This is a genomic window from Hydrogenophaga borbori (assembly GCF_003417535.1).
Lineage (GTDB): Bacteria > Pseudomonadota > Gammaproteobacteria > Burkholderiales > Burkholderiaceae_C > Hydrogenophaga > Hydrogenophaga borbori.
In genome coordinates this window covers 234,498-257,571 of record NZ_QVLS01000007.1, presented here as the reverse complement: position 1 = coordinate 257,571, position 23,074 = coordinate 234,498, and the positions used below count along the sequence as shown (strand labels likewise).

Below are 23,074 nucleotides of genomic sequence, written 5' to 3'. Positions count from 1 at the left end.
CCTGCTCCATCGAGCCCCCTGCGTCCCATGCTCTGCCGCACCACCGCCACCGCGACCACCACCACCACTGGCTCCCCCGGCTACCCATCGGGCATGGGCAGCCCACGAGCGAGCGCCGGCGTCCCCCACCCGACGCATCCCCCTGGCATCACGGTCACGGGGTACCAACAGGAGGCCCCGACCGACAACGCCGCCCACGACGCGAGCGCTGCCCTGGATTCCGCGCTCCAGGTGCCCGCGCTGTTTGGGGCGTTCGCGAAACTCAGGCCATCGGATCACACCTGCGCCTGGTCGAAATGCGTCAGCTACGCCCAAGGTTTCAAGCTCACCCTGGCCGCCTCCAGCGGCGGATACCCCCGTTGGGGGCTTGAAAAGCCCTGCCGGCTGGCCGTGCAATTTTCAATCTTCGAAAAGATTGAGTTCATATTGCCGCACCAATGGCACCCCATATATTCCTGCATGTGCCTGGCGAATATGCACTTGACGCCAGCCATCCGGAATGGCGGCCGCTGCCTGCAATTAATGGCCAAGGCCCTACCTGAAGAAGTCTGGCCCGCAGAGTTGAATGCCTACCATGAGCTGTGCCAGCGCCAAGCACGCCACGCCATCCGCAAAATTCTCAAGAACCTCGACAAATACCCGACGCCCGATGCATGGGCCGCCGCGCTGACTCAAATCACAAACAAGCTCGACGCCTACAAAAACAACCCACCCGCTGGATGTCAATGGACGGAGGAGCAACTGGAGCAGGTCGAATTGCCAGACCGTCTGTTCGAACCGATCCGCCACAGCAGCGCCGTCCCCATGCCAACGGCACCAGCCCTTGAATACACCGACCTGGCAAGGGCACATGCGGAAACCCTCGAGGCACCGCAAGCGATCGTCACCGCCCCTCAAACAGGGCGCGCGCACCCTCCGGCCCGCTCACGGCCCGCCGTCTTCAACGCCATTGAAGCACTGCTGAGCGGCCGCCATGTCCGGCAACGCAATTCGTCCGCGGGGCTGGCCCTGAGCCTGTGCGCCAACTACCCGCAAGCGTTCCACATCCTCCTGCTCGGCACCGCCCACGGGAAAACGAACCCGCTGTCGGATTCGCCGGGCATTAGAACGGAGGCGGTTTACCGCATCCTGGCAACAATGGATGAAATTCCGCGGTACGCGCAGGAGAAATCCATTCTCGCCTGCATGATGCTGATCAATTTTCACCTGCCACGCAGCACACACCACCTCGACGCACGCTTCAACCTATTGGCCGACGCCCTGCCTTCGGGCAACAGCGGCGAAGAATGGCCGCCTGAACTCCGGGATTTCCGCGTCTTGTGCATCCAGCAGGCCTGGCGCCACATCCACCTGCTCCGATCCGAGCAATACAGGAGGGACCAGCCTCTCAACAAGAGGGCTGGCGTCCCATTGCCGAACAGGGTGCGCCGGGCGCTGAACAGAATTGCCACCAAGCTCAATGCGCACGCCGGTCAGGATGCGTTTTATCACCTGCCCGAGGCAATGGTTCCCCCGCCCTACACCATCGAGCAGCTGAAGTCACCGCTGCTCCTGCCGCCCGATTTCCTGGCGCGTTTCCGCGCGGGCCGGCAGCCGTCGACCCGGCAAGAGCAAGCACAGGCATCGGTCTTGTGGGCCAGGCCTGCGTGGCGCACGCCAGGGCGCAACGCCCCTGGCTTGCCCATGCCCGGGGAAGCCGCGCCAGCCAGGGCGCTGGCACCCGCCATCGCGTGGGGGCCTATCGAGCTCGTCGCCGCAGCGGTTCAGGCCAACCCGACCATCCTCATCAGCGACGGCATGGGGCGCTTCCTCAACGCATTCCTCTGGGCGGGCGACAACGCCGAACGCATGCGCTGCCTGCAACAGCAGAGCACCGCCACCCATGTGGAGCTGCTGCGCTTGGTCTTCTGGCTCGTGGCGGCCGGCGTCGCCCGGGAAATGGCGGAATGCTCGCCGCACATCCCCGAACTGCAGGCCGCCTACGACGACCTGCTGCGCCAGTATTGACGACAGCGCGGGGCCCAAGGCCCTTCTTCAAAGCACCCGCTTGAACCACGCCAGCGACAGCCCCGCCGCCAACACCACCAGCCCCGCCGCCAGCAGGGCCAGCAGCCCGGAGACCTCGGTCTCCTTCTTCTCCACCGTCAAGCGCGAGCTCAGCGACTGGTAGATCTGTTTCAGGTTCTCGGCGGTGCCGGCGTAGAAGTACTCGGCCTTGGTGGTGCGCGCCACGTCCTTGAGGGTGTCCTCGTCCAGGCGCACGCGCATGGACCAGCCTTCGAAGCCGATCACCTCGCCCTCGACCGTGCCCACGCCCACGGTGTAGACGCGCACACCCCGGTCGGCCGCCATCTTGGCGGCCTCGGCCGTGTCCACGCCGGTGGTGCGCTGGCCGTCGGTGAGCAGGATGATCGCGGCCGAACCGTACGAGCCCGGTTCCACCGGCTGGAAGGCCTTCTCCTCGTTGTTGCGCGGCTGGTCGAGCGAGCGGCCGCGCGGCGCGAAGGGGTCGGTGTTGCGGCTGTAGGTCATGTCGGTCAGGCTGATGCGCTGCTCGGGAAACAGCTCGGACAGCGAGACCACGATGGCGCTGCCGATGGCGGTGGCGCGCTGCAGCTGGAACTTGTCGATGGCGGTGACCAGGTCCTCGCGGCTGAGGGTGATCGGCTGCACCACCTGGGCCGAACCGGCGAAGGCCACGATGCCCACCTTCACGTGGCGCGGCAGCTCGGCCAGGAAGGCCTTGGCCGCGTTCTGCGAGGCCACCAGGCGGTTGGGCGCCACGTCCTCGGCGCGCATGCTGCCCGACACGTCCATCGCCAGGATGATGGTCTGCTGGGTGGACGGCAGCGTGATGCTGGCCGAGGGCCGCGCCGCCGCCAGCAGCATGGCCGCCAGCGCCAGCAACAGCAGCATCGGCGGCACGTGGCGCCGCCAGCCCGGGCCCTTGCCCAGGGCCTCGCGCACGATGGACAGGTTGGCGTAACGCAGCGCCGTGCGCTGGCGCCGGCGCAGCAGCCACAGGTAGAGCAGCACCAGCAGCGGCAGGACCAGCAGCAGCCACAGCATCTGCGGCCACAGGAAGCTCACGGGCGGCAGCCATCCGTTCATAGCAAAACCTCCGCGCGATGCGCTGCGATGCGAGCCCCTTCGGGCGGCCGTGCGGTGTTCATGCTCGCATTCCTTCTCGGGTTCGGCGGGGCAGCTGCGTGGGCATGGGCCGTCCGAGCGCGCCGTGGCGCACGCGCCGCTCGCGCAGGTCCACGAAGCGCAGCACCGCGTCGCTCAGGTCCTCGTCGGTGGCGAGTTCCAGCGTGTCCACGCCAGCGCGCGCCAGGCTGTCGCGCAACTGCGCCTCGCGCTGCGCGGCGATGCGCGCGAAGCGCTGGCGAAAGCCCTTGTCGCTCGTGTCGACCTCGATCTGCTCGCCGGTTTCGGCGTCGCGGATGGGGATCAGGCCCAGGTCGGGCAGCTCCAGCTCCAGCGGGTCGACCAGGCGCACGGCCACCACGTCGTGGCGGCGCGCCAGCTCGCCCAGCGGCCGTTCCCAGCCGGGTTGGCTGATGAAGTCGGACACCACGAAAACGGTGCTGCGCTGGCGCACGGTGAAGACGGCGCCGCGCAGCAGGTCGCCCAGGCGCGTGGCGGCGGTGCCGGCGGGCGCGGGCGCTTTCCCCGTCGAGGCGGGCATCAGCATCTGCAGCAGGCGCAGCACGTGCAGGCGCCCGCCGCGCGCCGGCAGCATGGCCTCCACCCGCGCGCGGCCGCGCGAGCCGTACACCATGGCGCCCACTCGGTTGCCCTGGCCCGAGATGAGACGCGCCAGCACCGCCGTGAAGCGCAGCAGCACGTCGCTCTTGCGCTGCTCGCCCGAGCCGAAGTCCACCGAGGGACTGAGGTCGAGCAGGAACCAGGCCGCCATCTCGCGGTCCTCGGTGAACACCCGCACGTGCGGCTGCTGCAGCCGCGCGGTGACGTTCCAGTCGATGTGGCGCACATCGTCGTGCAGCTGGTACTCGCGCAGGTCGGCCAGGTCCAGGCCGCTGCCGCGCATGAGGGTCTTGTAGTGGCCCTGCAGCAGGCCGTCGAGCCGGCGCAGCACGGTCCACTCCAACTGGCGCAGCAGCGCATCGGCGCGCTGCGCGGCGGGCGACCTCGCCGCGTCGCCCGGCGGGACGGCGGGGGCTTGGCCGAACAGGCGCTTGAACATGTCAGGCCGCCCGCCTCTCGGCTTCCAGGGGCCGCGCCGGCGGCGGGATGTGTTTCATGATGCGCGCGATCAGCGCCTCGCTGCTGAGGCCCTCGGACAGGCCTTCGTAGGACAGCACCACGCGGTGGCGCAGCACGTCGGGCACCAGGTCGACCATGTCCTCGGGCAGGGCATAAGCGCGGCCGCGCAACATGGCCAGGGCGCGAGCGCCCTCCACCAGGCCGATGGTGGCGCGCGGACTGGCGCCGAAGGTGATGAGACCGGCCATGTCCTTGATGCCGTGCTTGTCCGGGCTGCGCGTGGCCGACACCAGGCGCACCGCGTACTGCACCAGCGAGGGGTCCACGTAGACCTCGCGGCACACCGCCTGCAGCGCGGCCAGCTGCTCGGTGGTGGCGACCGCGTTCACCCGCACCGCGGGACCGGTGACGCGCTCGACGATGACGTACTCCTCCTCGTCGCTCGGGTAGTCCACCAGCACCTTCATCATGAAACGGTCCACCTGCGCCTCGGGCAACGGGTAGGTGCCTTCGGTCTCGATCGGGTTCTGCGTGGCCATCACCACGAAGGGGCGCGGCACGGGGTGGGTCTCGCCCGCGATGGTCACCTGGCGCTCCTGCATCACCTCGAGCAGCGCGCTCTGCACCTTGGCCGGCGCGCGGTTGATCTCGTCGGCCAGCAGCAGGTTGGCGAACACCGGGCCGAGCGCGGTGCTGAAATCGCCGGTCTTCTGGTTGTAGATGCGCGTGCCGACCAGGTCGGCCGGCACCAGGTCGGGCGTGAACTGGATGCGCTTGAAGCGCCCCTGGATCGCCTCGGCCAGCGTCTTCACGGTAAGCGTCTTGGCCAGACCGGGCACGCCCTCCACCAGCAGGTGGCCCTGCGCCAGCAGCGCCACCATCACGCGCTCGAGGAAACGGTCCTGGCCGACGACCACGCGTTTGACCTCATAGAGGATCTCCTCCATCAGCTGGGCAGTCTCGGGGGCGTTGGTGTCGCTCATGAAGGGCTCCGGTCGGTGGATGAGGGGCTCAGAACGGGGGCAGGCCCGCGGCGCTGGCGGCGCTTTCGATGGGCACGGCAAAACCGATGCCCACGAAGGTGCGGGCGCTGGTGGGGTTGAGGATGCCGGTGACGATGCCGACCACCTCGCCGTCCATGGTGACCAGCGGGCCGCCGGAATTGCCGGGGTTGGCCGCGGCGTCGAACTGGATCAGGTTGCCGATGACCTGCTTGCCCTCGGGCGACTTGAACTCGCGGTCGAAGCCGGAGATGACGCCGGCCGACACCGAGGGCCCGATGCCGAAGGGAAAGCCCACCGCCACCACCTGGTCGCCGGCGTTCAGGTCGTTGGTGGAGCGAAGGGTGGCCGCGATCAGGTCGTCGGGGATGGTCTGGGCCTGCAGCACGGCCAGGTCGTTCTCGGGCTGCGCCCCGGTGACGGTGGCGCCCGATTCGCTGCCGTCGGCGAAGGTGATCTTGAGCCGGTCGGCGCCCTGCACCACGTGCAGGTTGGTCAGGATCACGCCCTTGTCGATGATCACCACACCGGTGCCCACCCCTTGCTCGGTCTCCTTGCCCTTCTCGTCCTTGCCGTAGGACAGCACACGCACCACGGCGGGGCGGATCTTCTCGGCCGCGCGCGCGGCCGGCGAGGGCATCACCTGGGTGGTGAGCGTGCGCAGCACGGCGGCGTCGATGTCCTTCTGCGTGAGCGCGGCGGCGCCGCCCGCCTGGCGCTGCCACACCAGCACGATCAGGGCGATGGACAGCAGGGCGATGGCCGCCCACATGACGCGGGGGCTGGCCGCGCCGCGCGCCAGGGCGCCGCGCCAGCGGCGAACGGGCCGCGCTGGCACGGCCGCCGCGGCGGCCGGCTCGATGGCCTGCGCCCCCGGCCGCGCGTCGACCGGCGGGGCCGCGCGGCGCGAGGGGCTGTACTTCGCTGTCTTTCGCATCGCGACCCCCGACGAAGAAGCTGTGGGTCACATGATGCCGCGATGCGCCGACCGGCTCAAGCGGTCAACAATTGCCGCAGCACGTAGGGCAGGATGCCGTTCGCCCGGTAGTAGTCCACCTCGACGGGCGTGTCGATGCGCAGGGTGACGGTGATCTCGCGCCGCTGACCGTCGGGACGGGTGATCACCAGCGTGGCGTCGCTCTGCGGCGTCAGCTCGGGGTGCGGCACCACGGCGATGGTTTCGTCGCCGCGCAGGCCCAGCGACTCCCAGGAATCGCCCGGCTTGAACTGCAGCGGCAGCACGCCCATGCCCACCAGGTTGCTGCGGTGGATGCGCTCGAAGCTGCGCGCCACCACGGCCTTGATGCCCAGCAGCTGCGTGCCCTTGGCCGCCCAGTCGCGGCTGGAGCCGGTGCCGTACTCCTCGCCGGCGAAGATGACCGTGGGCACGCCGTCGGCCACGTAGCGCATGGCGGCGTCGTAGATGGGCAGCTTGTCGCCCGAGGGCTGGTGCAGGGTGAAACCGCCCTCCTCGCGCGTGCCGTCGGCCCGCGGCGGGATCATCAGGTTCTTGATGCGCACGTTGGCGAAGGTGCCGCGCATCATCACCTCGTGGTGGCCGCGGCGCGCGCCGTAGCTGTTGAAGTCGGCCGGCAGCACCTTGTGCGCCTGCAGCCACAGGCCGGCGGGCGAAGAGGCCTTGATGCTGCCGGCCGGCGAGATGTGGTCGGTGGTGATGGAGTCCCCGAACAGCGCCATGATGCGCGCGCCGTGCACGGCCACCGGGCGCTGGGCGTCCACCGCGTCCAGCGCGAAGCCCTGGAAGAACGGTGGCTCGGCGATGTAGGTGCTCTTGGGCCAGTCGTAGGTGGTGCCGCTCAGGCCCGGGATGCGCTCCCACAGCTCGCCGGGCTCGGTCTTCACGCGGGCGTAGTTGTCGCGGTAGGCCTTGCCGTTCATGGCGCTCTTCATCAGCGCATGGATCTCGTCGCTGGTGGGCCAGATGTCGCCCAGGTACACGGCCTGACCGCCGGTGCCGGTGCCCACCGGCTGCGTCATCAGGTCGGTGGTGACGGTGCCCGCGATGGCGTAGGCCACCACCAGCGGCGGGCTGGCCAGGAAGTTGGCCTTGATGTTGGGGTGGATGCGCGCCTCGAAGTTGCGGTTGCCCGACAGCACCGCCGCGCAAACCAGGTCGTTGTCGGTGATGACGGCGTTGAGCTCAGGCGCCAGGTCACCCGCGTTGCCGATGCAGGTGGTGCAGCCATAGCCCGCCAGCGCGAAGCCCAGTTGCTCCAGGTAGGGCAGCAGGCCGGTGTTGGTGAGGTACTCGGTGACGATGCGCGAGCCCGGCGCCAGGGAGGTCTTGATGTGCGGCTGCACCTTGAGGCCCTTTTCCACCGCCTTCTTGGCCAGCAGGCCGGCGGCCAGCAGCACGCCCGGGTTGCTGGTGTTGGTGCAGCTGGTGATGGCGGCGATCAGCACGTCGCCGTTCTTCACGTCCACACCCTTGCCGGCGGGAAAGGCCTGCGCCAGCTTGCCCGGCGGCTGCTTGAAGCCGCCCTGCTCCATGGGTGCGCTGAACAACTCGGTGAAGCGGCGCGACACGTGACCGAGTTCGATGCGGTCCTGCGGGCGCTTGGGACCCGCCAGGCTGGGCGCCACCGTTCCCAGGTCCAGCGTGATCACCTGCGAGTAGTCGATGTCGCCGCGCTGCGGCACGCCGAACAGGCCCTGGGCCTTGAAGTACGCCTCGAAGGCGTCGATCTCGGCGGCGCTGCGGCCGGTGCCGCGGAAGTACTCCAGCGTCCTGCCGTCCACCGGGAAGAAGCCCATGGTGGCGCCGTACTCGGGCGCCATGTTGGCGATGGTGGCGCGGTCGGGCAGCGTGAGCGAGGCCGTGCCCTCGCCGAAGAACTCCACGAACTTGCCCACCACCTTGTGCCGGCGCAGGATCTCGGTGACGGTGAGCACCAGGTCGGTGGCGGTGACGCCGCCGCGCAGACGGCCCGTGAGCTCGAAACCCACCACGTCGGGCGTGAGGAAGTACACCGGCTGACCCAGCATGGCGGCCTCGGCCTCGATGCCGCCCACGCCCCAGCCCACCACGCCGATGCCGTTGATCATGGTGGTGTGGCTGTCGGTTCCCACCAGCGTGTCGGGGTAGTACAGCCCGCCCTTGAGGTGCACGCCGCGCGCCAGGTACTCCAGGTTCACCTGGTGCACGATGCCAAAGCCCGGCGGCACCACGCCGAAGGTGTCGAAGGCCTGCATGCCCCACTTCATGAAGCCGTAGCGCTCCAGGTTGCGCATGAACTCCAGCTTCATGTTCAGGTCCAGGGCGTCCTTGGTGCCGTAGTGGTCGACCATGACCGAGTGGTCCACCACCAGGTCCACCGGCACCAGGGGCTCGATGCGCTTGGGGTCGCGCCCCAGGCGCTGGGCGGTGCTGCGCATGGCGGCCAGGTCGGCCAGCAGGGGCACGCCGGTGAAGTCCTGCAGCACCACGCGCGCCACGGTGAAGGGGATTTCGTCCGTGCGCGCCGCCTGGGGCTTCCAGTTGGCCAGCCGCGCCACGTGCTCGCGCGTCACGCGCTCGCCGTCACAGTGCCGCAGCACGCTTTCCAGCACGATGCGGATGGAATGCGGCAGGCGCTTGACGTTGGGAAACTCGCGCGCCAGCGCCGGCAGGGAATAGAGGCGGCCGGTCTTGCCGGCCGCGGGGGTGAAGGTCTTGACGGTCTGGGCGAAGGGGTGGGCGTAGCTCGTGGGGGCGTCCATGCGGTGGCTCCTGAAGATCGTTCCATGCGGGTCAAGGGCCATTCTGCGATCTTCTGGCGCCACCGCAAGCGCGGCGGCGATTTGCCCCGGGGGTGCCTGCTGGAATCAGACCGCCAGGCGCTGGACCGGCGCGCGCCAGCCCAGGAACTCCAGGTCGGCCAAAGCCAGCACCGCCACCGCCAGCACCGTCAGGTAGGCCTGGCCCAGCGCCGTCACGCCGCTGTCACCGCCCCAGGCCAGCGCCAGGCAGGCGACGCCCCACAGGACGTTGCCCACGATCAGCACCATCAGCGGTCCGCGCGCGGGCGCCACCTGGCGCGCCAGGATGGCCGCCAGCGCCACATAGGCCAGCAGCGCCCAGCCGGCGGCGGTGATCAGGCCCTGGGACAGGCCGAGCCAGCCGGCCAGCGAACCGGCGAAGGCCAGGTGCAGCACGGCGGCGCCGGCGCCCGAGATGGCGTCCAGCGCGAGCACGCGGCGCAGGTGGGTGGTGGAGAGGCGCAAGGTCGAGAGGCTCATGTGGGGCTCCTGAGGGGGTTGAACATGGCGCCCATCGTGTCGGCGACCCCGCAGCGGGTCCATGACCTGCCAGGTCATGGCCGCCGCCCCCACCCGGCCTACCATGCGGCCATGCACGCCCACCGCCCCCACCACGCCGCCCCCCTGCCTTTCGGGGACCACCTGCGCCACTGGCGCCAGCGCCGCCGCCTGAGCCAACTCGAGCTCGCCCTGCAGGCGGAGGTCTCCACGCGCCACCTGAGCTGCGTGGAAACCGGCCGCGCCAGCCCCAGCCGCGAGATGGTGATGCGCCTGTCCGAGCGCCTGCAGGTGCCGCCGCGCGAGCGCAACGCCCTGCTGGTGGCGGCCGGCTTCGCGCCCATGTACCGCGAGCGCACGCTCGACGACCCGGCCATGGCGGCGGCGCGCGCCGCCGTGCAGCGCATCCTGGACGCGCACGAGCCCTGGCCCGCGCTGGCCATGGACCGGCACTGGAACCTGGTGATGCACAACCGGCTGGTGCCGCTGCTGATGCAAGGCATGGCGCCGCAACTGCTGCAGCCGCCCGTGAACGTGCTGCGCCTGAGCCTGCACCCGCAAGGCCTGGCGCCGCGCATCCACAACCTGCCGCAGTGGCGCGAGCACCTGCTGGAGCGCCTGCGCCAGCAGATCGCCACCACCGGCGACGCCGCCCTGGCCGAGTTGGCCGAGGAACTGCGCGCCCTGCCCGCCCCGGCCGGCGGCCACGGCGACGGCCACCACGCCCTGCCCGGCGAGCACCTGGGCGTGCTCATGCCTTTTCGCCTCGACACGCCGCTCGGAGAGCTGAACCTGATCAGCACCACCACCGTGTTCGGCACGGCGGTGGACATCACCCTGCAGGAACTGGCGCTGGAGACCTTCTTCCCGGCCGACGAGGCCACGGCCGAGCGGCTGCGCGCCATGGCGCCGACGGCCTGAACCATCGGGCGGCGCGGCGCTGGCCGTCCGCACTCGGCCATCTGGTCGGGCCCTGGGGGGGGTGGCCGGCTGGAACCGCCTTCGGCAAGCACCCGACCAAACAGCACTGGCCTATGCACCGCCAGTGGGCGCAGCGACGCGGGACCGACCCGCCCAGCGCGTCCGCCCTGTTTCTTCACCCCCGAGGTCTCTATGCCGGTCTCCCTCACCCACTCCCCTGGTGTTCGCCCCACGGTGTTGCCGCCAGCACCCCGGGGCGCTCGGGGCCCCGCGCCCACCACACCGGCCACCCAGCCCCCCGTCGGGCCCGCGACCACGCCCGGCGCCGCGTCCTCGTCGCCACCCATCGAGCAGCACGCGTCCAACCTGAGGTTCGGCGGCGCGGGGCTCCCGCGGCCCTCCGCACCGCGGGCCCCTACCGGCGCGGCGGCGCGCCCGCCGGGCAGCGGCAGGTCGGGCACGCCAGCGGAACTTCGGCTCCGCTTCCAGCAAGAAGCCAGCACCTTTGAAGGCGTTTCGTTCGACCTTTCGCCGCCGGAGGGCACGTCGTGGGCAGACGCCAAGCAGGAGTTCGAGCAGCATTACCAAGCCGCCCGCGCCCAGCAGCGCTTCGCCGAAGCCGACAGCAACCCGCTGCCCCCCACCATGAGAAAGCTCGCCGGACCTGCCGCAGGTGCCCGCGGCGAACTGTCGCCCACCCTGAGCCGCGGCACCGGCCGTGAGGGCACGGCGCCCGGTGGCGGCGCGCCCCACGGTTCCTCGGGCACGAAGGCCACAGCCCCCGTCAACCGCTCTGCGTTCGACGGGGTCGACTTCGACCTCGACAACGATCCGGACCTGAAAAAGGAACTGCTGGCGCTGAACGCCAGGCACGCGCCGCCCCAGGCGAAGGCATCGTCGGTGCCGCCAGACCCGCAACGGGGCGCCACCACCACCTGGAAGGCGGGCGTCTTCGCGCGCACGCGCTCCGCCAGCCAGGGAGATGTGCCGCGGCCAACGCCGACTGGCACCGGCCAGGACTCGCCGGCCAGGCGCGCCACGAAAAAGGAAGGCGGGCTGCGAGAGGCGCTCAAGCGCTGGTGGTCAGAGCCCGGTGTTCGCGTCAGCCGGTCCAGGAAATGACCTGAACCGGCCATCCGACCGAGCCGCCCCGCACGGGCGGCCGGAACCCGCCCTCGGCACCGGCCACTCAAGCCGAACCGCCACCCCAGGTGCCCGCCATGAACACCGACCAGTTGATCACCTTGTGCCACCGCGCCAGCCTGGAACTGGGCCTGCCCGACCCCTTCGCCCTGGGCCAGGGCCACACCGTCACCCTGGACGGTGTTCACGTCGAAATCCAGCACAAGGAACCGCGCCCGCACTTTCTGTTGCTGGCCGAGATCGCGCTCTTCGGGGCCGAGCAGCGCGCCCCGGTGCACGAGCGGCTGCTCGCGCTGCAGCTGAGCACCGCCGACCACCCCAACCTGCGCTTCGGCTTTCACCCCCTGCGCAAGACCACGCTGCTGTGCCTCACCGCCACGCCGCCGAGCGAGGAAGCCGACGGGCCGGCCTGGCTGGCGGACCTCATCACCGCCACGGTGGCGCAGGTCAAGGAGTGGCGGGAGGAGCTGCACAGCGACACGCCGCCCCCAACCCCGAAGCCATCCGTCCTGAGCCCGGGCGGCGCAGCGACCTGGGGCTGATGCCGAACCCCATCGCTTGCTCGCGCCCCATAACTGAGCCTGACTGCCCATGATCCCCAAAACCACCGGAACCCGCTCTCCCGCGCTTGCGCACAACCCCAACAGTCGCCGCCCGCCAGAGGTTCCGCCGCGAGGCTCGTCCCAGGGCGTCATGGAACGAACGCGACCGGTCGAGACACCAGCGGCCAGCAGCCATACGGCTCCCCCTGGCGACCCTCGGGTTTTTGCGGACCATCATCAACCCCCGGTCAACCTCAACGCCTCCAATCTGGCGTTCGAGGGGCCTGCGCCAGGCGAGAACCCCTTCGATTGGCTGGACAAGGACAGGGGCACCGGCCGATATGCCGGCTTCACCGCCGATGGGCAGGCCGTACCTCGGATATTCGGCCCAACAGATTCCCCCACTCCACTGAGCCAGGGTCCCGCGGCCGGCGGGCCCGGCCCGGCAACGCCACCCGAGACGCCCAATCCCTCCTTTGATATACCCGACGCAGGCATCCCCCCGAACCTGCACCCGACTCCCAGCGCCGCGTCCAGTGTCACGCCCAGCGTTGTCGACAAAGCCCAGCTGCAAATAGAGCAACAGACCCAGTGGGGCCTGTTCTGCCTGGGCATGCATGAACTTGTCTTGCGGGAATGTGTGAAACAAGGGCTGTCGCCGGATGCCGTCAAGCCGCTGCTCGACCGCTTTTTCGACCAAGGCATCGACGCCTTGAAAGAGACACAAAAGATCGGTGCTTCGGCCGGTTTGCTCGACAGCGCGGCAGCGCCTTTGGATATTCAGGCCCTCAAGGCGTCTGCGTTGGCGCGCCGGGCCGATGCGACGAAGCAGGCCGAGCTCACCAGGTTGAAGCTCGACAAAGAGCAATCGGCCCCTCACGACAGCCCGACGTTCGACCCGCTGACCCGAAGAAACGGTCGCAAGGCATCTTCACTTGAGCACTCGGAGATGGAGGAATCGGATTCGCGCTCGATCAAGAGCCAACCGAGCGATGGCGACGCCACGATTTCCGGCTCGGGCAAGCAGATTCCCCGATCCCTGCGCACCGACGACCCCGACACGGATGGCGGCAGCTCCTCCGATGAAGACGGGGCCGATTCCAGCGCCGAAGTGTCGGCCACGGATTCACAAAAAACGATCGAAATGTCCGTGACGGAGGACGCCGTCCCTGCGCCCCAGCCGAAGGCATCGCCACAACCATTGGCCAATCAACAGCAGCGCAAGGGCGCGACACCGCAACCGGTCCTCTCGCCGCCGGCCAAACCGCAGCAGCGGTCGCAGCCAGTCCCATCGCGGCCGGTCAAGCCGCAGAACCAGAAAGCCGACGATCGCTTGGCGCAGCAGGAGACATACCGCCAACACGACCTGGCACGGGCGGCCGAACAAAAGAAGAGCCAACTGAGAGGGAATCTGATGGCCGAACAAACCACGGCCATTGCAGACCTTGAGCGGCAGCTCGCGCGAATCACGGATCCTCAAGCGCAGCGGAGCCTGCTGTCGATGAGCAAAGACCTCCAATACCAGCGGCACACGCAAGCTGTGAAGGAATGGTCGAGTCTGCTTCCGAAAAAGACTGCGGGCGCCGCCACCGCTGACGAGTTGGCCCGAATGGACGAACTGGACATCATCAGCACAGCTGCGCTCGATCATGAAAAAGCCATCAAAGCGGTGGCCGCCAAGCGCGGGATTGCCTTGTGACCTTAGGGTCGAGGCCAAGCGGCGTGGCCCTACCGGCAGCGCTGCACCCGCCAAAACAATGGCGCCACCCTTTCAGGTGGCGCCATTGCCGTTTCAGCGCGGCCTGCCGGCCGCCCGGTCTCAGACCGTCACGCCCTTGGCTGTTTCCGCGTACTCCTCGATCTGGTCGAAGTTCATGTAGCGGTACACGCTGGCGGCGTCCTGGTTGATGATGCCCATCTCGGCGTGGTACTCGGCCACGGTCGGGATGCGGCCCAGCTTGGAGGCGATGGCCGCCAGCTCGGCCGAGGCCAGGAACACGTTGGTGTTCTTGCCCAGGCGGTTGGGGAAGTTGCGGGTGCTGGTGGACACCACCGTGGCGCCTTCGCGCACCTGGGCCTGGTTGCCCATGCACAGGCTGCAGCCCGGCATTTCGGTGCGTGCGCCGGCCGTGCCGAAGGCGGCGTAGTGGCCTTCCTTGATGAGCTCGCTCTCGTCCATCTTGGTGGGCGGTGCCACCCACAGCTTGACCGGGATGTCGCGCTGGCCACCGAGCAGCTTGGCCGCGGCGCGGAAGTGGCCGATGTTGGTCATGCACGAGCCGATGAAGGCTTCGTCGATCTTGGTGCCGGCCACGTCGGACAGCAGCTTGGCGTCGTCCGGGTCGTTGGGGCAGCAGAGCACGGGCTCCTTGAGCTCGTTCAGGTCGATCTCGATCACGGCGGCGTACTCGGCGTCCTTGTCGGCCTCGAGCAGTTGCGGGTTCGCCAGCCACTCCTGCACCTTCTGGATGCGGCGCTCCAGCGTGCGCTTGTCCTGGTAGCCCTCGGCGATCATGTTCTTCATGAGCACGACGTTCGAGTTCAGGTACTCGATCACGGGCTCTTTGTTGAGCTTGATCGTGCAGCCGGCGGCCGAGCGCTCGGCCGAGGCGTCGGACAGCTCGAAGGCCTGTTCGACCTTCAGATCGGGCAGGCCCTCGATCTCGAGGATGCGGCCCGAGAAGATGTTCTTCTTGCCGGCCTTGGCCACGGTCAGCAAGCCCGCCTTGATGGCGGCGTAGGGAATGGCGTGCACCAGGTCGCGCAGGGTCACGCCCGGCTGCATCTGGCCCTTGAAGCGCACCAGCACCGACTCGGGCATGTCCAGCGGCATCACGCCGGTGGCGGCGCCGAAGGCCACCAGGCCGGAGCCGGCCGGGAAGCTGATGCCGATGGGGAAGCGGGTGTGCGAGTCGCCGCCGGTGCCCACGGTGTCGGGCAGCAGCAGGCGGTTGAGCCAGCTGTGGATCACGCCGTCGCCGGGGCGCAAGGCCACGCCGCCGCGGTTGCTGATGAAGGCCGGCAGCTCGCGGTGGGTCTTCACGTCCACCGGCTTGGGGTAGGCGGCGGTGTGGCAGAAGGACTGCATCACCATGTCGGCGCTGAAGCCCAGGCAGGCCAGGTCCTTCAGTTCGTCGCGCGTCATGGGGCCGGTGGTGTCCTGGCTGCCCACGGTGGTCATGCGCGGCTCGCAGTAGGTGCCGGGGCGCACGCCCTGGCCTTCGGGCAGGCCGACGGCGCGGCCCACCATCTTCTGCGCCAGGGTGAAGCCGGCCTTGCTGGCCACCGGCGCCTGCGGCAGGCGGAACACGGTGGACGCCGGCAGGCCCAGGAATTCACGCGCCTTGGCGGTGAGGCTGCGGCCAATGATGAGGTTGATGCGGCCGCCGGCACGCACCTCGTCGAACAGCACGTCGCTCTTGAGCTTGAACTCGGCGACGGTGCTGCCATTCTTGGTGAGCTTGCCGTCGTAGGGCAGCACCTCGATCACGTCGCCCATCTCCAGCTGGGAGACGTCCACCTCGATCGGCAGCGAGCCCGAGTCTTCCTGCGTGTTGAAGAAGATCGGCGCGATCTTGCCGCCGAGCGTGACGCCACCGAAGCGCTTGTTGGGCACGAAGGGGATGTCCTGGCCGGTGGCCCAGATCACCGAGTTGGTGGCCGACTTGCGGCTGGAGCCCGTGCCCACCACATCGCCCACGTAGGCCACGAGGTGGCCCTTCTTCTTCAGGTCGTCGATGAACTGCATCGGGCCGCGCTTGCCGTCTTCCTCGGGCTTGAAGGCCGCGTCGGGGCGCGTGTTTTTGAGCATCGCCAGGTAGTGCAGCGGGATGTCGGGGCGGCTCCAGGCGTCGGGCGCGGGCGACAGGTCGTCGGTGTTGGTTTCGCCGGGCACCTTGAAGACGGTCACGGTGATGGACTTCGGCACCTCGGGGCGGCTGGTGAACCACTCGGCGTCGGCCCAGCTCTTCATCACCTCTTGCGCCTTGGCGTTGCCGGCCTTGGCCTTGGCCGCGACGTCGTTGAAGTAGTCGAACATCAGCAGCGTCTTCTTCAAGCCGTCGGCGGCCACGGCGGCCACCTCGGCGTCGTCGAGCAGCTCGATCAGCGGGTGCACGTTGTAGCCGCCCACCATGGTGCCCAGCAGCTCGGTGGCCTTGGCTTTGCTCACCAGGCCGACCTTGAGGTCGCCGTGCGCCACGGCGGCCAGGAAGCTGGCCTTGACCTTGGCGGCGTCGTCCACGCCCGGCGGCACGCGGTGGGTGAGCAGGTCCAGCAGGAAGGCGTCTTCACCGGCCGGCGGGTTCTTGATCAGCTCGATCAGCTCGGCCACCTGCTGCGCGGACAGCGGCAGCGGCGGGATGCCCAGCGCGGCGCGTTCGGCGGCGTGGGCGCGGTAGTCGGCGAGGAAGTTGGACATCTCAGGTTCTCCGTGGGGACAGGCAAAAAAAGATCAGGTGAACAAGGCGTGCACCGCCTCGGGCAGGCGGCGGCCGGTGCGCTGCGCGCGCTCCAGCACCTGCCAGAAGTAGCGGTAGCTCGCGCGGTCGTGCAGGCGGCCGGCCACCTGCACGGGGGCCCAGGCCGCGGCGGCGGCGCGCTCGATGACGGTGGCGGCCTCGTCCACCTCGTCGGCGGCGGGCGCGAAGGCCGCGACGATGGGGCGGATCTGGTCGGGGTGGATGCTCCACATGCGGGTGAAGCCGAGTTCGTGCGCGGCGCGGCGCGCGCTGTTTTGCAGCGCCGCGAGGTCCTTGAACTCGGTGACCACGCCGTGCGCGGGCACCTTGCCGTGCGCGTGGCAGGCGCTGGCGATCTCGACCTTGGCGCGCAGCACCAGCGGATGGCTGAACTGGCCCGCGGAGGTCATGCCGGCCGAGGGAATGGCGCCGCCGTGGGCGGAGACGAAATCCATCAGGCCGAAGCTCAGGCTCTGCAGGCGCGGGTGCGCGGCGATGTCGAAGGCGCGGTGCACCGCCGCCGGGGATTCGATGAGCGCGTGCAGCGGCAGCTGCGGTGCGCCGGCGGCGTCGAGCAGCGCGGCGGCGCGCTCGACATCGGCCACGGTCTCGACCTTGGGCAGCATCACGTGCGCGAGCCGCGCGCCGGCGCGGCCGACGATGCGGGCGACGTCGGCCTCGAAGGCCGGGTGGTCGACCGCGTGCACGCGCACCGCGACCCGGGCGTCGGCGGGGGCGGACAGCACCAGCTCGGTGACCAGCGCGGCGTGCTCGGCCTCGCCGCCCACCGGGGCGCCGTCCTCGCAGTCGAGGGTGACGTCGAACACGCAGGCGCCGAACTCGGCCGTGAGCTCGGCCTGCAGCGCCAGGCTCTTGCGCATGCGCGCCTCGACGCCGCTGTAGTGGTCGCAGACCGGCAGCGCGATCGCGCCGGCCTGGGGCCCCAGCAGAATGTCGCGCGGGCGGCTCATGACGGGCGCTGCGCCACGAGGAAGAGGCGCGGGAAGGCCAGCAGCCGTCGGCCGTCGGCGCGGGTGGGGTAGGCGGCGGCCACGCGGCCCTGGTAGTCGGCCAGGAAGTCCGCGCGCTGGTGCTCTTGCAGCGGATCGATGAAGGGCCGCAGCCCCGTGGCGCTGACCCACTCGACGATGGCGGCGGCCGAGTCCATGCGGTGCTGGTAGACCGTGTGCCAGGCGTCCACCCGCTCGGCGTCCCCGGCAAGCAGGTCGTAGTAGCTGGCGATGGGTCGGCGCGGTTCACGCACTCGGCTGGCGTCGCCGATGGCCGCGGCGAAGCGCGGCTGGGCCGCGGTCTCGCGCATCAGGCGGTGGCTGGGCTCGTCGAGGTTGTCCGGCATCTGCACCGCGAGCACACCGCCCGGCGCCAGCAGCGCGAACAGGCGGGGAAACAGCGCCTCATGCCCGGGCACCCATTGCAGGGCGGCGTTGGCGTAGATGAGGTCGGGCGCGCCCTCGGGCCGCCAGCTGGCGATGTCGGCCAGGGAAAAGGCCACGCCCGGCAGGCGCTGGCGCGCGCTCTCGAGCATGGCGGGGGAATTGTCGATGCCCGTCACGCGGGCATCGGGGAAACGCTGCACCAGCAGCTCGGTGGAATTGCCCGGGCCGCAGCCCAGGTCCACCACCCCACGCGGCGTGGCCAGCGGAACGCGCGCCAGCAGCTCGCGCGCGGGACGGGTGCGTTCGTCCTCGTAGCGGCTGTACAGCGCGGGGTTCCAGTCGGCCATCGTGCGCGGTGGGAATTACAGGAGGTGCTTGACGCCGTCCTGCTCGCCCTGCAGCTCGGCCAGGGTCTTGTCGATGCACTTCTGGCTGAATTCGTCGATGGCCAGGCCTTCGACGATCTTGTACTTGCCGCCTTCGGTGGTGACCGGGAAGCCGAACACCACGTCTTTGGGGATGCCGTACTCGCCATTGGAGGGCACGCCCATGGTGACCCACTGGCCATTGGAGCCCAGGGCCCAGTCGCGCATGTGGTCGATGGCGGCGTTGGCGGCCGAGGCCGCCGAAGACAGGCCGCGCGCTTCGATGATGGCGGCGCCGCGCTTGCCCACGGTGGGCAGGAACACGGTTTCGTTCCAGACCTGGTCGTTGATCAGGTCCTTGACGGCCTTGCCGCCGATGGTGGCGAAGCGGTAGTCGGCGTACATGGTGGGCGAGTGGTTGCCCCACACGGTGAGCTTCTGGATCTCGCCGACCTTGCCACCGGTCTTGGCGGCGATCTGGCTGGCCGCGCGGTTGTGGTCCAGGCGCAGCATGGCGGTGAAGTTCTCGCGCGGCAGGTCCGGCGCGCTCTTCATGGCGATGTAGGCGTTGGTGTTGGCGGGGTTGCCGACCACCAGCACCTTCACGTTGCGGCTGGCCACGGCGTTCAGGGCCTTGCCCTGGGCAGTGAAGATCTGGGCGTTGGCGGCCAGCAGGTCGGCGCGCTCCATGCCGGGGCCGCGCGGGCGCGCGCCCACGAGCAGGGCGTAGTCGGTGTCCTTGAAGGCGGTCATCGGGTCGCTGTGGGCTTCCATGCCGGCCAGCAGCGGGAAGGCGCAGTCTTCCAGTTCCATCATCACGCCCTTGAGCGCCTTCTGGGCCTTCTCGTCCGGAATCTCCAGCAGTTGCAGGATCACGGGCTGGTCCTTGCCGAGCATTTCGCCGGAGGCGATGCGAAACAGCAGGGCGTAGCCGATCTGGCCGGCGGCGCCGGTGACGGCGACGCGAACGGGCTTCTTGGTCATGGTGAAGACTCCAGGGATGGGGTTGGAAAGCGTGGCAGCCGCAGGCGCCGGTGCCCGCCGACAAGGCGTGGCGGGCGGGCTGGGCGGGTCGGGTGACGGTCGGCGAGTTTACCCGGGTGAACCCTAGGCGGTCAATTTGTCTTATGTCTTATATAAGATATGATTCGACACCCCATGTTGGCGCCACCACGCCCTCCCATGGCCACCACGCCCACCTCCCCCGACCCCAGCCCGGACCCCGACGCCCTTGCGCCGGCGTTCAGCCCGCTGTACCAGCAGATCAAAGGGCTGATCCTGCGCAGCCTGCAGGCCGGTGAGTGGAAACCCGGCGACATGATCCCGAGCGAGTTCGAACTCGCGGCGCGTTTTCGCGTGAGCCAGGGCACGGTGCGCAAGGCCATCGACGAACTCGCCACCGACAACCTGCTGGTGCGCCGCCAGGGCAAGGGCACCTTCGTTGCCACGCACGCCGAGCAGCACATCCAGTTCCGCTTCCTGCGCCTGCTGCCCGACCAAGGCACGCTGGACGACCAGGGCCCGGCCGAGCGCCGCATCATCGACTGCCGCCGCCTGCGCGCCCCCGCCGAGGTGGCGCGCCCGCTGGGCCTGCGCAGCGGCGACGCCGTGCTGCAGGTGCGCCGCGTGCTGGCCTTCGGCGGCACGCCGGCCATCCTGGAGGAAATCTGGCTGCCCGGCGGGCCGTTCAAGGGCCTCACGCTCGACACCCTGGCCAGCGACACCGGCCCGATGTACGCGCTGTTCGAATCGCGCTTCGGCGTGCGCATGGTGCGCGCGGCCGAAAAAATCAAGGCGGTGGCGGCCGACGCCGACGCCGCCCAGCGCCTGAGCGTTCCCGAGGGCCACCCGCTGCTCAGCGTGGAGCGCCTGTCCTATACCTACAACGACACGCCCATGGAACTGCGGCGCGGCCTGTACCGCACCGACGCCCGGCACTACCGCAATGAATTGAGCTGATTCCGCCGCGCACCACCACGGCGCAGTCGGGCATAGCGGGCCCGGCTTAGTCCATCGCTTGGTGCATTGCAATAGAATTTGCCCGCCCCGGTGACCCCGGTTACCAATGGGTTACATCCCTCTCCCCGCCCGAGAGCCTTCCCCACGAAAGCCCTTCCCATGCCCGAGTTGACCCGCAAGCGGCCTGAGTTCCGCAACATCAACGCGTTCAAGGACCTGACCACCTACCGCCTGCCCGCGGCCGGCTGGGTATCGATCCTGCACCGCGTCAGCGGCCTGCTGATGTTCCTGCTCCTGCCCCTGATCGTCTGGCTGTTCGACACCTCGGTGTCGTCCGAAATTTCCTTCGAGCGCTTCGCCAGCGCCTTCGCCGGCGGCGGCTGGCTGCCGGGCTGGCTGCTCAAGCTCGTGGTGCTGGCGCTCATCTGGGCCTACCTGCACCACTTCATCGCCGGCCTGCGCCACCTCTGGATGGACGTGAGCCACGACGCCGTGAGCAAGCAGTTCGGCAAGACCTCCGCCGTGGTCACCCTGGTGCTGAGCATCGGCCTGACCGTGGTGCTGGGCGCCAAGCTGTTCGGCCTGTACTGATCGCCGGGAGGTCCTACACCATGTCCGTCAACTACGGTTCCAAGCGCGTCGTCACCGGCGCCCACTACGGCGCGCGCGACTGGCTCGCCCAGCGCATCACCGCCGCCCTCATGGCCCTGTTCACCATCGTGCTGCTGGTGAAGGTGCTGTTCACCAGCGGCCCGCTCGGCTACGACAGCTGGGCCGCGATCTTCGCCGCGCAGTGGATGAAGGCCCTGACCTTCGCCGTCTTCATTGCGCTGGCCTACCACGCCTGGGTCGGCGTGCGCGACATCTGGATGGACTACGTCAAACCCGCCGGCCTGCGCCTGGTGCTGCACGTGTTCACCCTGGTCTGGCTCCTGGCTTGCCTGGGCTGGGCCGTTCAAGTTCTCTGGAGACTCTGACGCCATGACCGCCTCTGCATCCCTTCTCAAGCGCCAGTTCGACGTCGTCATCGTCGGCGCCGGCGGCTCCGGCATGCGCGCCTCGCTGCAACTGGCGCGCGCCGGCCTCAAGGTGGCCGTGCTGTCCAAGGTCTTCCCCACCCGCTCGCACACCGTGGCCGCGCAAGGCGGCATCGGCGCCTCGCTGGGCAACATGAGCGAGGACAACTGGCACTACCACTTCTACGACACGATCAAGGGCTCCGACTGGCTCGGCGACCAGGACGCGATCGAGTTCATGTGCCGCGAAGCGCCCAAGGTGGTGTACGAGCTCGAGCACATGGGCATGCCGTTCGACCGCAACCCCGACGGCACCATCTACCAGCGCCCCTTCGGCGGCCATACGGCCAACTACGGCGAGAAGGCCGTGCCGCGCGCCTGCGCCGCGGCCGACCGCACCGGCCACGCCATGCTGCACACCCTGTACCAGCAGAACGTGGCCGCTCGCACCACCTTCTTCGTGGAGTGGATGGCGCTTGACCTGGTGCGCGACGCCGAGGGCGACGTGGTGGGCGTGACCGCGCTCGAAATGGAAACGGGCGACGTCTACCTGCTCGAGGCCAAGACCACGCTGCTGGCCACCGGCGGCGCCGGCCGCATCTTCGCGGCCTCCACCAACGCCTTCATCAACACCGGCGACGGCCTGGGCATGGCCGCGCGCGCGGGCATCCCGCTGCAGGACATGGAGTTCTGGCAGTTCCACCCCACCGGCGTGGCCGGCGCGGGCGTGCTGCTGACCGAAGGCTGCCGAGGCGAAGGCGCCTTCCTGGTCAACTCCGAGGGCGAGCGCTTCATGGAGCGCTACGCCCCGACGCTCAAGGACCTGGCGCCGCGCGACTTCGTCTCGCGCTGCATGGACCAGGAAATCAAGGAAGGCCGTGGCTGTGGTCCCAACAAGGACTACGTCATGCTGAACTTCAGCTACCTCAGCGCCGACACCATCCACAAGCGCCTGCCGTCGGTCTACGAGATCGGTGTGAACTTCGCCAACGTGGACATCACGCGCGAGCCGATCCCTGTCGTGCCCACCATCCACTACCAGATGGGCGGCATCCCGACCAACGTCAATGGCCAGGTCGTCGTGCCCGACGGCGCGGGCGGCCAGAAGGTGGTCAACGGCCTGTACGCGGTGGGCGAATGCTCCTGCGTGAGCGTGCACGGCGCCAACCGCCTGGGCACCAACTCGCTGCTCGACCTGCTGGTGTTCGGCCGCGCGGCCGGCAACCACATCGTCCAGTACAACGACAAGAACAAGGGCTTCAAGCCGGTGCCCAAGGACGGCGCCGACCGCACGCTCTCGCGCCTGGCCCGCCTGGACGCCACCACCAGCGGCGAGTACGCGCAGGACGTTGCCAACGACATGCGCTCGGCCATGCAGCAGCACGCTGGCGTGTTCCGCACCCAGGCCGGCATGGACGAGGGCGTGCAGAAGATCAACGCCATGCGCGAGCGCGTGGGCAAGATCGAGCTCAAGGACAAGTCCAAGGTCTTCAACACCGCGCGCATCGAAGCGCTGGAAGTGGAAAACCTGATCGAGTGCGCCCAGGCGACCATGACCTCGGCCGCCGCCCGCCGCGAGTGCCGCGGCGCGCACACCGTGTACGACTACGAGCGCCCCGCCGACGATCCGCAGTTCCCGCTGGGCCGCAACGACGCCGAGTGGATGAAGCACACCTTGTGGCACAGCGCGGACAACTCGCTGAGCTACAAACCGGTGAACCTCAAGCCGCTGACCGTCGAATCCGTGCCGCCCAAGGTTCGCACGTTCTGAGCACGCCCCCGG

19 protein-coding genes are annotated in these 23,074 nt (G+C 69.2%); 9 read left to right on the top strand and 10 right to left on the bottom strand.

All coding sequences use genetic code 11. The annotated features are described in order from the left end of the window. Positions 1–27 precede the first annotated feature (27 nt). On the top strand, positions 28–2,007 hold the full coding sequence (locus DY262_RS13560; protein WP_116959575.1) for a hypothetical protein: 1,980 nt from the start codon (positions 28–30) through the stop codon (positions 2,005–2,007). A gap of 27 nt (positions 2,008–2,034) precedes the next feature. Here the strand turns inward: DY262_RS13560 and DY262_RS13555 are convergent, their stop codons facing one another. The 6 genes from DY262_RS13555 to DY262_RS13530 form a co-directional block, all read right to left on the bottom strand. After that, positions 2,035–3,090 carry a VWA domain-containing protein gene (locus tag DY262_RS13555; RefSeq protein WP_116959630.1) on the bottom strand — a complete coding sequence of 352 codons (1,056 nt, stop codon included), beginning with the start codon at positions 3,088–3,090 and terminating at the stop codon, positions 2,035–2,037. A 79-nt stretch (positions 3,091–3,169) separates the two neighbouring features. Then, complete coding sequence (locus DY262_RS13550) at positions 3,170–4,210, bottom strand: DUF58 domain-containing protein (protein WP_116959574.1); 1,041 nt, start codon at positions 4,208–4,210, stop codon at positions 3,170–3,172. Between the two features lies 1 nt (position 4,211). Then, positions 4,212–5,213 (bottom strand): AAA family ATPase, encoded by a 1,002-nt coding sequence (locus DY262_RS13545; protein ID WP_116959573.1) that lies wholly within the window; start codon positions 5,211–5,213, stop codon positions 4,212–4,214. 28 nt (positions 5,214–5,241) lie between these two features. After that, entirely contained in the window at positions 5,242–6,168 is a 927-nt protein-coding gene (locus DY262_RS13540; protein WP_116959572.1) for a S1C family serine protease, read from the bottom strand. Between the two features lie 56 nt (positions 6,169–6,224). After that, positions 6,225–8,951: an aconitate hydratase AcnA gene (gene acnA, locus DY262_RS13535; protein ID WP_116959571.1), complete on the bottom strand. Its 2,727-nt coding sequence runs from the start codon at positions 8,949–8,951 to the stop codon at positions 6,225–6,227. A 105-nt stretch (positions 8,952–9,056) separates the two neighbouring features. Then, entirely contained in the window at positions 9,057–9,470 is a 414-nt protein-coding gene (locus tag DY262_RS13530) for a hypothetical protein (RefSeq protein WP_116959570.1), read from the bottom strand. Between the two features lie 111 nt (positions 9,471–9,581). Here DY262_RS13530 and DY262_RS13525 point away from each other — a divergent pair, with 111 nt between their 5' ends. The 4 genes from DY262_RS13525 (at position 9,582) to DY262_RS21620 (ending at position 13,793) form a co-directional block, all read left to right on the top strand. Then, a complete protein-coding gene (locus tag DY262_RS13525; protein WP_181936497.1) occupies positions 9,582–10,409 on the top strand; it encodes a helix-turn-helix domain-containing protein in 828 nt (275 codons plus the stop codon). 192 nt (positions 10,410–10,601) lie between these two features. Then, positions 10,602–11,531, top strand: a complete 930-nt coding sequence (locus tag DY262_RS21625) for a hypothetical protein (RefSeq protein WP_147326234.1) — start codon at positions 10,602–10,604, stop codon at positions 11,529–11,531. A gap of 98 nt (positions 11,532–11,629) precedes the next feature. After that, entirely contained in the window at positions 11,630–12,094 is a 465-nt protein-coding gene (locus DY262_RS13520; protein WP_116959568.1) for a type III secretion system chaperone family protein, read from the top strand. 49 nt (positions 12,095–12,143) lie between these two features. Continuing rightward, the gene (locus tag DY262_RS21620; RefSeq protein WP_147326233.1) at positions 12,144–13,793 is read left to right on the top strand and encodes a hypothetical protein; all 1,650 of its coding nucleotides are present in this window, start codon (positions 12,144–12,146) and stop codon (positions 13,791–13,793) included. 120 nt (positions 13,794–13,913) lie between these two features. Here DY262_RS21620 and acnB read toward each other — a convergent pair whose 3' ends face one another. The 4 genes from acnB to DY262_RS13495 are packed head-to-tail and all read right to left on the bottom strand — an operon-like array spanning position 13,914 to position 19,300. After that, the gene (gene acnB, locus DY262_RS13510) at positions 13,914–16,514 is read right to left on the bottom strand and encodes a bifunctional aconitate hydratase 2/2-methylisocitrate dehydratase (protein ID WP_116959566.1); all 2,601 of its coding nucleotides are present in this window, start codon (positions 16,512–16,514) and stop codon (positions 13,914–13,916) included. A gap of 33 nt (positions 16,515–16,547) precedes the next feature. After that, complete coding sequence (locus tag DY262_RS13505; protein WP_116959565.1) at positions 16,548–17,525, bottom strand: HpcH/HpaI aldolase/citrate lyase family protein; 978 nt, start codon at positions 17,523–17,525, stop codon at positions 16,548–16,550. Then, positions 17,522–18,298 carry a trans-aconitate 2-methyltransferase gene (gene tam, locus DY262_RS13500; protein WP_116959564.1) on the bottom strand — a complete coding sequence of 259 codons (777 nt, stop codon included), beginning with the start codon at positions 18,296–18,298 and terminating at the stop codon, positions 17,522–17,524. Before tam ends, DY262_RS13505 begins: the two co-directional genes overlap by 4 nt. 15 nt (positions 18,299–18,313) lie before the next feature. Further along, a complete protein-coding gene (locus DY262_RS13495; protein WP_070397552.1) occupies positions 18,314–19,300 on the bottom strand; it encodes a malate dehydrogenase in 987 nt (328 codons plus the stop codon). 198 nt (positions 19,301–19,498) lie between these two features. Here DY262_RS13495 and DY262_RS13490 point away from each other — a divergent pair, with 198 nt between their 5' ends. The 4 genes from DY262_RS13490 to sdhA all read left to right on the top strand — a co-directional run bounded on the left by DY262_RS13490 (position 19,499) and on the right by sdhA (position 23,062). Continuing rightward, positions 19,499–20,275 (top strand): GntR family transcriptional regulator, encoded by a 777-nt coding sequence (locus DY262_RS13490; RefSeq protein WP_116959563.1) that lies wholly within the window; start codon positions 19,499–19,501, stop codon positions 20,273–20,275. A 159-nt stretch (positions 20,276–20,434) separates the two neighbouring features. Further along, positions 20,435–20,866 carry a succinate dehydrogenase, cytochrome b556 subunit gene (gene sdhC / locus DY262_RS13485; RefSeq protein ID WP_116959562.1) on the top strand — a complete coding sequence of 144 codons (432 nt, stop codon included), beginning with the start codon at positions 20,435–20,437 and terminating at the stop codon, positions 20,864–20,866. Between the two features lie 20 nt (positions 20,867–20,886). Then, the gene (gene sdhD / locus DY262_RS13480; RefSeq protein ID WP_116959561.1) at positions 20,887–21,252 is read left to right on the top strand and encodes a succinate dehydrogenase, hydrophobic membrane anchor protein; all 366 of its coding nucleotides are present in this window, start codon (positions 20,887–20,889) and stop codon (positions 21,250–21,252) included. 4 nt (positions 21,253–21,256) lie between these two features. Continuing rightward, a complete protein-coding gene (gene sdhA, locus DY262_RS13475) occupies positions 21,257–23,062 on the top strand; it encodes a succinate dehydrogenase flavoprotein subunit (protein WP_116959560.1) in 1,806 nt (601 codons plus the stop codon). Positions 23,063–23,074 lie beyond the last annotated feature (12 nt).